This is a genomic window from Amycolatopsis sp. CB00013 (assembly GCF_001905755.1).
Lineage (GTDB): Bacteria > Actinomycetota > Actinomycetes > Mycobacteriales > Pseudonocardiaceae > Amycolatopsis > Amycolatopsis japonica.
The window spans coordinates 25288-37469 of sequence record NZ_LIWC01000003.1 but is presented as its reverse complement, the minus strand read 5'-3'; the positions used below and the strand labels follow the sequence as shown (position 1 = coordinate 37469).

Sequence of the window (12182 nt, the reverse complement as noted above, 5' to 3'; positions counted from 1 at the left end):
CGATGACATGGGCTCCCCCGTTCAGATGGGGTGGTTGCCGTGCTTGCGCTGAGGCGCGGCCTTTCGCTTGTCCTGCAGCATGTCCAGCGCTCTGGCGATGGCGGACCGGGTGTCCGCCGGGTCGATGATGTCGTCGACCAGGCCGCGTTCGGCCGAGTACTGCGGGTTCATGAACTCCTCCGTGTACTCGGCGACCAGGCGGGCGCGCAACGCGTCCGGATCGGGTGCGACGGCGAGATCCTTGCGGAACAACACGTTCACCGCGCCCTCGGCGCCCATCACGGCGATCTGGTTGGTCGGCCACGCCAGGGAGAGGTCGGTCCCGATGGACCGCGAGTCCATCACGATGTACGCGCCGCCGTAGGCCTTGCGCAGGATCACCTGGACACGCGGCACGGTCGCCTCGCAGTAGGCGTGCAGCAGCTGCGCCCCGTGCCGGATGATCCCGGAATGCTCCTGCTCGACCCCCGGCAGGAAGCCGGGGACGTCCACGAGCGTCACCAGCGGAATGCTGAACGCGTCGCAGAACCGCACGAACCGCGCCGCCTTCTGCGATGCCGGCCCGTCGAGCACGCCGGCGAACACCACCGGCTGGTTGCCGACCAGGCCGACCACGCGCCCGTCTATCCGCGCGAGCGCGCACAGCACGTTCCGCGCCCACGACTCGTGCAGCTCGAAGAACTCGCCGTCGTCGGCCAGTTCCGAGAACACGTCACGCATGTCGTAGGGCCTGTTCGGCTCCACCGGGACGAGTTCGGCGAATCGCGGCCGCCGGTCCTTGCCCGCGTCCCGCGACGGCTCGCGGGGCGCGGGATCCAGGTAGTTCGACGGCAGCAGCGACACCAGGTACCGGACGTCGGCGAGGCAGCTCTCCTCGTCGTCGTGCACCACGGTCGCCACGCCGGACGACGTGCCGTGCACGTCCGCGCCGCCCAGTTCGTCGTGACTGACCCGTTCCCCGGTCACGGTTTCGACGACGTCCGGCCCGGTCAGGTACATGCGGGCGGTGTCGCGCACCATGAAGACGAAATCCGCGAGCGCGGGCGAATAGGCCGCCCCGCCCGCGCACGGTCCCAGCACCACGCTGATCTGCGGGATGACACCCGACGCCTCGACCTGGCGGCGGAAGATGCCGCCGTAGCCGTCGAGCGCCATGACGCCTTCCTGGATCCGCGCTCCCCCGCTGTCGTTGAGCCCGATCAGCGGCGAGCCGGTGGCGATCGCCAGATCCATCACCTTCTGGATCTTCGCCGCGTGCGCCTCGCCGAGCGAACCGCCGAAGACGGTGAAGTCCTGGGCGTAGACGAACACGCGCCGTCCGTCGATGGTGCCCGAGCCCGCGATGACGCCGTCGGTGTACGGCCGGTTCTCCGCCAGCCCGAGCCCGCTCGCCTGATGCCGCCGGTACAACTCGACCTCGGTGAAGGAATCGGGGTCCAGCAACAGATCCAGCCGTTCGCGCGCGGTGTGCTTGCCGAGCGAGTGCTGCCGGCGGACGCCGTCGAGCCGTCCGTCGACGATATGCTCGCGCAATTCGTCGCGCTGGGTGCGCAGCAACGGCATCGTCGGTTCCGGTGGGTGCACCGGTTCGGCGCCGCGGGCGAGCGGGATCACCCGCCCGTCGGTCGGACCCGGGCCCCGAGGGCGCCGCAGCCGGTCTTCCGGCAGCGGCACCACCTCGGAGTCCTCCGCGCGCTGAGCGCCCGGATCGCCCTGCAGGGTCACGCCGCCTCCCTCAAGCGGGCCTCCCGGTCGAGCTCGTCGAGTTCGATTTCGCGCACGATGTCGCGCCAGCACACCCCCCGTCCGAGCCGGGGCATCGTGGTCACCACGGGCGGCCGTTCGGCGATGGGCGCCGGGGCGGGGGTGGTGGATTCGTTGACGGTCATGACATTTCCTCTCCCTTGGTGACCACTCAGGCCGATGCCCGTATCCGGCCGTCGACCTGGTGGTAGCCGCCGCTGTAGAAGACGAGCGAGTCCTGCGCGGTGCCGCGGCTGGAGGCGACCACCTTGCCGAGGAAGATCGAGTGGTCACCGCCCTCGTAGACCTCCGCCAGCTCGCATTCCAGCCACGCCAGCGCGCCGTCGAGCAGCGGGGCGCCGGTCTGCGGGCCTGCCGTCCAGTCCACCGTGTCGAACTGCGCGAGCCCGGCCGGGCGCCGCCAGTCCGCGAAGTACTTCGCCAGTTCCTTCTGGTCCGACGCCAGCACCGTGACCGCGTACGAGCCCGCCGTCACGATCGCCTCGTGCATCCGCGCCGCGCGGGAAACGCAGCACAGCACCATCGGCGGCTCCAGCGAGACGGAGGTGACGGCGTTGGCCGTCATCCCGTGTGCCCGTTCGCCGCCGGCGGTCAGCACGGTGACGCCGGTGGCGAACTGCCCCATCACCTCCCGCAGGCCCGCCTGCGCGGACAACCGGCGCCGGGCGACGGGCGTCGGCAGCCGTTTCAGCACCGGCCGCGACGGTTCCTCCAGCGTGCCCACGTCATTCCCCCTTGCCGTCGACCGCGTACGGGGCCAGCGCCTCACGCAGCTGTTCGGGCACCCGGCTGGGCACCGTGGCCGTGTTGGGGCCGCGCATGCACGCGATCCGCTGCCGTCCGCGGGCCACCAGCCGCTCGCCTTCCCCGGTGAGGTGGACGTAGTCGAAGGTGAACTGGATCTGGGTCTGGGTCAGCTCTTCCAGCCGCAGCCGGATGGACAGCTCGTCGAACGCGGTGATCTCCGCGTAGAACTCGCAGTCCACCTTGAGCGTGAACAGCTTGAGGTCGTGGCGGACCTCTTCGAGCACCGCGGGCGCCTTCTCCTTCAGGAACATCTCGCGGCACCGGCCCTGCCAGCGCACGTAGTTCACGTAGTAGACGTTGCCCACCAGGTTGGTCTCTTCGAATCCGACCGTGTGGAGGATCTCGTAGTAGTCGGCCATGTCAGCTCTCCTCTCCCTGGAGCACCGCGAAGACGACGGGATCGGTCCGGTCGTTGACGGTCGTCACCCAGGTGGCGATGCGGGCGACACCGTGGGAAAGCACCGCCCAGCCGTCCGGGTCGACCCGGTGCACGGTGAGCGCCTGTGTCATGTCGCCGGTCTTGCGCACGCATTCCAGCGCGCTCCAGACCCTGGTGTGCGCCACCGAAAGCGGCTCGCGGGCGTCCGCGGCCAGCAGTTCGCCCACCGCGAGCAGATCCTCGCCGAGCAGGCCTGCCCAGTCCTCCGGTGTCCGTTCGATCGCCGTTTCGACGTCGCACGCGATCCGGCCGCCGCCCGCGATCGCCAGGGTGAGGTCGGCGCTGTGCGACGCGCTCACCTCGACCCCGTCGGCCTCCGGTTTCCCGTCCGGGCGGTAGCGGATCTCCAGCGGCGCGTCGACGGCGCGGCCGGCGGCCAGTGCCGTCTGCGCCCGCCGTTCCGGCGTGGTCTCCACCGGAACGCCCACCGGGTCCGGTTCGACGACGATCGCGCGGGACGAGCCGAGCAGCCGTTCGACGGAACGCTCCAAATAGGACCCGAGCATCGACGGGACCCAGGGTCCTTCACCATCGCGCTTACGCACCGCGCGCAGCTTCAGCCCTTCCCACCGCTCGACCAGCTTCCCGTCGGGGTTGCGGACGTCGAGGTCGTAGACGTAGCTGTCACCGTCCTGCGAACGCTCGCGGGCGTCGAGGAGCACGTACTCCGGGTGCTGCTCGCCGGGTTCGGCGAGGTACAGCCGCTCGATCCCCTGCGGCAGCAGGGTCGCGTCCGGGACACAGCACTGGATCGCGTGCATCATCGCGTCGCGGGTGCCCGGGTCGGCCAGGAGCTGTTCCTGCGGGAGGAACGGGGCGAACCAGTCGACCTCGGCGCCGGTCGCGATCTCCGCGACCGCGTGCCGCGCGCTGGCCCGCCGGTATCCGGTGACCCGCTGGAATCGCTTGCCCTGGAACAGGACCGTGCCGTAGAGCTCGGTCGTCGGATCGACCGGGACCGGCGGCAGCGCGACGTCGCGGGCGACGGTGTCACCGAGCGGATCCGGCCGGGAGAAGCTCAGCCGGGCCCGGAAATGGTCGGCGCTGAAGCCGGTCTCCCCGCTGCGCAGCACCACGTCCACCGTTTCGGCGTCCCTGGCCAGCGCGGCGAGCCGGATCGTGGTCGCCCCGCCCGGCGAGACGATGATCGGGCGCAGGAACTCGACGTCGGAGAACACCGGCGCCGGCAGGGTTTCCGCGCCCAGCGCGGCCTTGGCGACCTGGGTCATCGCCTCCATGCCGATCACCGCCGGGAACAGCAGCTGACCGTCGAGCAGGTGGTCGGCCAGATACGGGTCGCTGCCCGCGGACAGGTCGGCCTCGGTGATCAGCTCGACCCCCGGATAGTGCACGACGGCGCGGTCGACGAAGCGGGTCAGCGGCAGTTCGCGCTTCTCCACCGGCAGGGTCGCCAGCCCGGCGGTCCGGCCGCAGACGACCAGCACCGACGGGGCGGCCGGGTCGCCGACGACCTGGCGGAGGATCTCGATGCCCTCCTCGGTCGGGATGGGGGTGATGCCGTCGCGCATCAAAGCGCTGACCACACCGAGCTTTTCGCCCATCCCCGTCCCGGACCAGACCGACCATTCGAGCGCGATCGCCTTGGCCCGCGGGTGTTCCCGGCCGAAGCGCACGGTCAGTTCGGTCATCCAGTCGTTGGCCGTGGCGTAGTGCGCCTCACCGCGCAGACCGGCCCGGCCGATGATGCTGCCGAAGGTCACCAGCAGCTTGATCTTGTCCTGGTCGACGGCGTCGAGGACGGCGTTGAGACCGCCGATCTTCGGGGCCAGCGTCTTGCGGAAGCTCTCCTCGGTCAAGGAGAACAGCGCGGCGGGCTCGTTGCGGCCCGCGCCGTGCAGCACCGCGGTGACCGGGCCGAATTCGGCCTGCACCCGGCCGATCGCGTCGGCGACCTGCCTTCCGTCGGTGACGTCGGCACGCTCGTAGCGGTAGGTGATACCCGCCGCCGCCATGCGGCCGAGGTTCTCCGACAGTTCGGCGTCGTCGGCCGGATCGCTCCGGCCGAGCAGCGCCAGTTTCGCACCGGAATCCTTGGCCAGCGCCAACGCGCTCTCGGCGGTGATGCCCTTACCGCCGCCCGTGACGAGCAGGACGTCGCCGGTGCCGAGCGGGGTGCCTTCGGCCTCGGCCGGGGTGAGCGCCGCGAGCTTCGGCACCGTGCGGACTCCGGCGGTGTCGTAGCGGACTTCGCTGAAGTCGGTCGTCGCCGCCACCTCGGTGACCACAGTGGACACCGCGGCGTGGAGGGCTTCGGGGTCGACGGGGTCGAGATCGGCGAGGTCGACGATCGTGGTGCGGGCCGAGGGGTCCTCCAGCCGGAGCGTCTTCGCCAGACCGGAGGCGCCGAGACCGTGCTGCACCACGACGAAGCGCGTGCCGTTGGGCGCGGCCAGCACCGCGCGGCCCGCGTCCAGGAACAGGCCGACGTCGCCGGAACCGCTGTCCGCGTTCAGGCAGAGGAGGACACCGTCGCCGACGCCCGCCGTGGCCAGTGCCGCGCGCAGCGGCTCCGCCAGCGGATGACCGGCCGGGGCGAACGCCGTCCATTCGGCGGTGGAGATGCCCGTCGCGAGATCGGGCGACGGCTTCGGCGCGACGACGTACTCCACCGCGAACGGCCGGACCCACGGTCCGACGCCGGCGACCTCGGCCTGGTTGCTGTCGGCGGGTTTGGCGGTCTGCGCGAGTTCGTCGATCATCTCGGCGAGTTCGCCGAGGCACACGGTCGCGAAGTTCGGCATGCCCTCCAGCGCCGGACGGCCGAGCGCCCTGGTCACGTCGTTGACCAGCTGGCCGACCGTGATCGAGGAAAGGTGCAGGTCGTCGAGGGGATGCGTGTCGGCGGTGACCGCTTCGAGCGGCAGCTCGACCCGCTCGGACGCGAGCTTGCGCAGCAGATCGAGAGTGCTGCTGCCGCTGCTTTCCGATGCCGTTCCGGCGGCCGCCTCGCCCGCCTCGGCGACCCGGTCGCGGGTCAGGACGGCGCCGATCGACGGCGCGGCCTCACACGGGCTGGCGAGGAACGAGAACTCGCCGTCCGAGGGCAGGGCCCGCACGACGCGGCCGTCGAACAACGCGGACGTCTCCAGCGGCGCGCCGAACGCGAACGCGGCACCGGCGACCTTCAGCACCGGAGCGAGCGTCAGGCTGTCGGTGTCGATCGAAAGCGCCGGGGTGCCGGGCGCGATCGTGTCCAGCAGTCCGGTGAGCACCCGGCCGGGGCCGACCTCGATCACCAGGTCGCTGCGCTCGGCGACCTTCGCGGCCGCCTCACGGAAGCGGACCGGCAGGACCACCTGGTCGCGCAGCAGATCGCGCAGGTCTTCGGCGGCGTGCAGGACGTCACCGGTCACCGTGGAGACGACCGGCCGGTCGAGCCGGGCGAAGTCGAACGCGGCGAGTTCCTCGGTCATCGCCTCGGCGGCCGGGACGACCGCGGGCGAGTGGAAGGCGTGCGAGACGTTGATGCGGGCGGCGTTGACCCCTTCCGCGCGGGCACGGGCGACCACGCGGTCGATCGCCTCCGCGGGTCCGGAAAGGACGGTCTGCTCGGGCGCGTTGTAGCCCGCGATGACGACCTCTTCGCCCTCGGCGAGCCTCTCGGCGACGCTCGGCGTGTCCGCGATCGCCGCCATGGCGCCGTCTCCGTCGCTGGCGGTCGCCATCACCCTGCCGCGGATCTTGGCCAGCTTGAGCACTTCGCGTTCGGTGAGCGCGCCACCCCAGTGCAGGGCGGTGAGCTCGCCGAGGCTGTGGCCCGCGACCGTGCCCGCCTCGATGCCGAGGCTCTTCAGCACCCGCAGCCCGGCCAGCGAACCGGTGACGATGCGCGGCTGCGCGACGTCGGTGGCGACCTGGTCGGCGCCGGTGGACAGCTTCGCGGCGCGGTAGATGTCGTCGACGTGCGCGAAGCGTTTGCGCACCGCGCCGACCCTGCCCTGCCCGGAACCCTGGCCGGGGAACAGGAAACCGATCTTCGGGGACTGGGAACGGGAGCCGGCGAAGATGCCTTCGTTGGCGGAGAAGACTTCCGGCTCCCCTTCACCGAGGAGGTCGAGGAGTTTGGCCAGTTTGCGCTCGGCGTCGTCCGGGCCGGCCGCGACGATCGCCGCACGGACCGGTTTCCCGGACAGTTCCGCCGAAAGCGTGCCCGCGAGGTCCGCGAGCTCGGCGAACGACAGCTTCGGCACGACCTCCAGCAGACCGGTCACCCGGCCGCGCAGCGACGCGGCGTCGTCGGCGTCGAGGAGCAGCAGTTCGCTGTCCTGCCGTCCGGCGACGAGCGACCTGGTCCGCTCGTCGAGTTCCTTGCGCCGGGCCGCGCCAGGCGCTTCGGTGACGGTGACGTGCGAGTTGATGCCGCCGAACCCCATCGCGGAGACACCGGCGCGGACCGGCTGGTCCGAGGGCCACAGTCCGGCCTCGGCGGGCACGTACATCCGCGCGGAGTCGCCGACCAGCGACTCGTGCGGTTCGTAGTGGCCGGTCGCGGGCGGGATGACCTGGTGGTAGACCGCCAAGGTCGCCTTGATCAGCCCGGCGACCCCGGCCGCGGCCTTGGTGTGGCCGATGTTGGCTTTGATCGTGCTCAGCGCGGCCCGCTCGGCGAGCGGGTCGGCGTCGCGGCGGGCGGTGGAGAGCGCCTCGATCTCGGTGGCGTCGCCCAGTGCGGTCCCGGTGCCGTGGCCCTCGAAGTAGGAAACGGTCTCGACGCCGTAACCCGCCTTGTCGTACGCCCGCTTGAGCGCGAGTCGGTGACCCGAGGCCTCGGGGCGGGTGATTCCGCCCTTTCCGTCGGACGAGACACCCCAGCCGCCGATGTTGGCGTAGATCCGCTTGCCCTGCGCGATCGCGTCCTCCTCGCGCATCAGCACGAGCATTCCGGAACCCTCGCCGGGCCAGAACCCGTTGGAATCGGCGTCGTAGACCTTCATCTCGCGTTTGGCGAGCGCGCCGGTCTTGGCGAAACCGATCACCTCGAACGGGTCAATCGACAAGTCGACACCGCCCGCGATGGCGACGTCGAGATCGCCCTCCGAAAGCGCGTTCGCCGCCGTGACCACGGAAAGCAGCGACGACGAACAGGCACCGTCCACAGTGAACCCGCCGCCGCCGAAGTCGAAGAAGTTGCAGACCCGGCCGGCGATCGTGTTCGCCAGCCCGCCCGCGAGCGTGTCCTCGTCGATCTCCGGGAAGGGGGCCTTGTACTGCGCCTCGAGATCGTGGAGGAACTCGGCGGTGTCGCCGTCGGCCCAGCCGCGCTCGGCGAGTGCCGCCGCGACCGTGCGGCGCACGTACGGCCAGCGCAGCCGCATGATGTTGGCGCGCGAGAACTCACCGGTGAGGCTGTTGCCGATGACCACGCCGGTGGCGGGCCTCGGCAGCCCGTCGCCCTCGGGGAAGCCCGCGTCCGCCAGCGCCTGCGCGGCGACGTCGAGGGCCAGCCAATGCGTGGTGTCGGTCGAGCGGAACGTGCTGCCCGCGACCTTGTACTTGATCCGGTCGAATTCGTAGTCGCGGAGGACCGCGGCCTTGTTGGCGTAGAAACGGTCCGGCGCCTTCGGGTCGGGCGAGTAGTAGTCCTCGCGGTTCATCCGCTCGTCGGGCAGGCTCCGGAACGCCCGGCGGCCGGCGAGGACGTTCTCCCACAGCTCTTCCGGGGAACCGGCGTCCGGGTATCGGAGACCGATACCGACAATCGAAATCCGCTCAACGCTCATGCCACCGCACTCCCCTAGCTCTCAACCACTCAAGTTCACGGAATCCGGTCCCAGCGCCGGCTCTGTCCCCAGATACGCGGCCGCCGTCCGTTCGCGCAGTCCGGTCAAGCATGAACCGGAGGCGGACTCGGAGTCTTCTCTCATGTTGTTGAACGGAATCGGTCATCTGGCCGACTGACCCGACCTACGACGACGCGAAAGCCACTTTCGCAACGTTCAACGTTGCGAAAGTGGCTTTCGCGTCACAACACCGGCAGTACGCCGCACTAGCCACGAAGCGGGGCGACCGAAACGGCACGGGCCGCGGCCGTGAAACTCGCCCACCCCACCAACTCGACCAGCTCCCGATCACCCAGCCCCGCGGCCGCCACCAAAGCGTCGTCCACCTGATAAGGCGCCTTCGCGACCACCAAGGCCAAGCGCACCGCGGGATCGTCGAAGGCGTCCACCCAGGACCGGCTCAATCCGGGCGGCGCACCGTCCCAAGTGGACAGCTCGCGTTTCACGACATCCCGCACGGACGAAGGCACCGGCAACGCGGCGAACGCCGACGAAGCACGCGAGAACGCGTCCTCGACCACAGGATTGCCCGCGGCCCACGCGAAATCCCGGGAACCCACCGGCAAGAGCTCCAACGAGTCTCCCGGCGAAGCCCCTGTCACCGGCCGAAGAAATCGCCCCAGGACGGCCTTCGCCTTCGCGCGCGCCGAATCCGGCACGGTCGGCGGCAGCGGTGACGGTCCGAGGAAAACGCTCACCACCCGGTTCAGGTAGTGGAACGCGAACGCGACCGCGGTCAGTTCCGCGCGGGCCCCCGCCGAAAGAGTCCCCGCGAGAGGATCCGCCACGGGACGGCCCTCGACGATCGCCGCGGCCTCCGCGGAGCGCCCGAGCGAGTCCAGCGCCATCCCGTGGACCTCGACGCAGTACGGACACGAGTTCCCTCGCGACACCAGTGTCGCGACGATCTCCCGGTCCGCCCGGCTCGTCTCCCCCGCCGCCACCAGGGATTCCCGCAGCATCACCCAGGTCGCCGCGAGCACCGTCGGTGACGGCGAATGCACCGCGACCGGCGGGGCCAGCATCCCGAAGTCGCGTTCCAGCCGGACGTAGACGTCACGCACGAGCCCGGTCGCCCGGCCGAAGGGAACCGGCCGGACGTACCGGGCGTCACGCACCGCGCGCCGCAGCGCGAGCCTCACCAGCACGGGTGCCACGCTCAGCTCCCGGCCACCAGCGACAGCTTGCCGACCGCCCGGCGCCCGGTGATGGAGCCGTCCGGAGCGGGGGCGCCATAGGTGACGTCGACACCGCGTGCCTGCAACGCCCGCACGATCCCCGGCACCGAACGCTCGGCCAGTGCCGCGATCGTCATCGCCGGGTTCACCGTCAGCGCGCCCGGCACGGAAGCGCTGTCGGTCACGAAGATCCCGGGGTGGTCGCGGAGTTCGTGGTTCGGGTGCAGCGCCGAGGTCGCCGGGTCGTCACCGATCCGGCACGAAGCCAGCGGGTGCACGGTGTACGCGCCGACGACGTCGTTGGTCCACGGCGCCACCTTCGCCAGGCCGTCCTTCTCGAGGATCTCCTTGCACTCCGCGTCGGCCAGCGCCCAGCCGTGCCGGGTGTTCGGCGTCGGGTCGTACTTCAGCGGGCCGCGGCCGAGCATCTGCTGCGAGATGCGGTAGGCGTTGCCGGTGGGCGGCGGCGCGCCGAAGACGCCCTCGTTGTCGTCCTCGGTCATCAGGAAGATGGTCAGCCAGGAGGCCCACTTCTTGAGGATCTCCTTCTTCTGCACCCCGAACCAGCGCGGTTCGTCACCGTCCGGCACCTGCGCGAGGATGGTGCCGAGCCCGGGCGGGAAGTACAGCTGCTCCAGCGAATACCGCTCGTACTCCGGCAGCGAACCGTCGAGCTTGTCCCAGTTCGCGACGGTCGGGCCCTTGCCGATGTGGTTGGCCTCGTAGACCTTCCCGTCCTCACGGGACAGCCCGAGCACCTCGCGAACGCGCTCCTCGTTGATGATGGCGGTGTTGAGCCGCTCCCCGTTGCCCGAGAAGTACCGGCCGACCGCGTGCGGCATGGTGCCCAGTGCCGCCTCCGAACGCTGCAGGATCACCGGAGTCGCGCCGGCGCCCGCTGCGATGATGACGACCTTCGCGTCGATCGTCCCGCTGCCGGACTGGAGCCGGTAGTCCTCGTCGTCGACGATGGTGAAGTGCACGCGGTAGTCGCCGTCGTCGATCCGCTCGATCCGCTGGACCTCGTGCAGCGGCCGGATCTTCGCACCGTGCGCGAGCGCCGCGGGCAGGTAGTTGGTCAGCAGCGAGCGTTTCGCGTCGAACCGGCAGCCCGCCATCATGAAGTTGCAGTTCACGCAGCGGTCGTTGTCCACCGCGACCGGCGCGGGGTTGGCGGTGCGACCGGAGTGGTTGCAGAACGCGGCCCACAGACCGCCCGCGTAGGAGACGTCGTTCCAGTCCTGTGTGGACACCGGAAGCGACTCCGAAACCCGGTCGTACCAAGGCTCCAGCGAGTCGCGCGTCAGCGCCGACGGCCACATGCGACGGCCGATGCTGCCGTGCCGTTCGAACACGAACTTCGGCGCGCGGGGCATCGCGGCGAAGTACACCACGCTGCCGCCGCCGACGCAGTTCCCGCCGAGCACGCTCATCCCGTCGCCGACGACGAAGTCGAATGCCCGGGTGTAGGACGAGCCGAGCAGATAGTCGTGCTCGAACTCCTTCGTCTCCAGCCACGGCCCGCGTTCCAGCACGGTGACCTTCGCTCCGCCCGCGGCCAGGTGGTAGGCGGGGATGGAGCCACCGAACCCGCTGCCGACGATGACGACGTCGGTCTTGTCGTAGGCGGTCATGCGGGGCTCCCGGAAGGCGTGGTGTCGGGGTGGACTCGGGCCAGTTCGCGGCGGTAGGAGAACTTCGGGAACCGCCACAGACCGTCTTCGTCCGGCGCGGTGTACCCCATCGCCAGCAGACCGGGGTGGCCCTCGGCGATGGCTTCGGCGGTGTGCTTGTGCGCCGCGCTGTCGAAGGACATGTTGCAGAACAAGGCGAGACTGACCCAGCCGTCCTTCTCCGGATGTCCCGGCGCGGTCAGCGACCGCACGAGTGCCGTCCTGTCCGCGAAGGACAGTGCGACGAACGGCGGAAGCGACTCGTCCAGCGTGACGGCGTTCTCCTTGGCGTAGACCTTCGCGTGCTCGTTGAGGGACTGCGCCAGATACGGCAGCCCGACGGTCACCCCGGTCGCCTCGGTGTGCAGCAGTTCGAGCGCGCCCGCCACGACCGCGCCCGGCCCCGGCGAAGCGCCGGCGATGGCGTGGTCATCGGGAAAGCGCTTCTCCCCCGGCACGATCGTGTCCGCGTAGGCCTCCAAAGTGGACACCTCGACCTGTTCGTCCGAATCCACGGAAC

At 70.5% G+C, this 12182-nt stretch carries 8 protein-coding genes; all 8 read right to left on the bottom strand.

The window, feature by feature from the left end:
• Positions 1–21: 21 nt before the first annotated feature.
• The 8 genes from AMK34_RS19815 to AMK34_RS19785 all read right to left on the bottom strand — a co-directional run bounded on the left by AMK34_RS19815 (position 22) and on the right by AMK34_RS19785 (position 12177).
• Positions 22–1563: an acyl-CoA carboxylase subunit beta gene (locus tag AMK34_RS19815; protein WP_378417006.1), complete on the bottom strand. Its 1542-nt coding sequence runs from the start codon at positions 1561–1563 to the stop codon at positions 22–24.
• A gap of 158 nt (positions 1564–1721) precedes the next feature.
• Positions 1722–1889, bottom strand: coding sequence for a DUF6222 family protein (locus AMK34_RS43205; RefSeq protein ID WP_167551722.1), 168 nt, complete (start codon positions 1887–1889; stop codon positions 1722–1724).
• 26 nt (positions 1890–1915) lie between these two features.
• The gene (locus AMK34_RS19810) at positions 1916–2488 is read right to left on the bottom strand and encodes a flavin reductase family protein (RefSeq protein ID WP_073846383.1); all 573 of its coding nucleotides are present in this window, start codon (positions 2486–2488) and stop codon (positions 1916–1918) included.
• 1 nt (position 2489) lies between these two features.
• Positions 2490–2930, bottom strand: coding sequence for an acyl-CoA thioesterase (locus AMK34_RS19805; protein ID WP_038517464.1), 441 nt, complete (start codon positions 2928–2930; stop codon positions 2490–2492).
• Between the two features lies 1 nt (position 2931).
• Positions 2932–8751 (bottom strand): type I polyketide synthase, encoded by a 5820-nt coding sequence (locus AMK34_RS19800; RefSeq protein ID WP_073846382.1) that lies wholly within the window; start codon positions 8749–8751, stop codon positions 2932–2934.
• Between the two features lie 266 nt (positions 8752–9017).
• Positions 9018–9968 carry a carboxymuconolactone decarboxylase family protein gene (locus tag AMK34_RS19795; protein WP_073846381.1) on the bottom strand — a complete coding sequence of 317 codons (951 nt, stop codon included), beginning with the start codon at positions 9966–9968 and terminating at the stop codon, positions 9018–9020.
• Between the two features lie 2 nt (positions 9969–9970).
• On the bottom strand, positions 9971–11623 hold the full coding sequence (locus AMK34_RS19790) for a GMC family oxidoreductase N-terminal domain-containing protein (RefSeq protein WP_038517472.1): 1653 nt from the start codon (positions 11621–11623) through the stop codon (positions 9971–9973).
• A complete protein-coding gene (locus AMK34_RS19785) occupies positions 11620–12177 on the bottom strand; it encodes a DUF5987 family protein (protein ID WP_038517475.1) in 558 nt (185 codons plus the stop codon). Before AMK34_RS19785 ends, AMK34_RS19790 begins: the two co-directional genes overlap by 4 nt.
• Between the last annotated feature and the right edge of the window lie 5 nt (positions 12178–12182).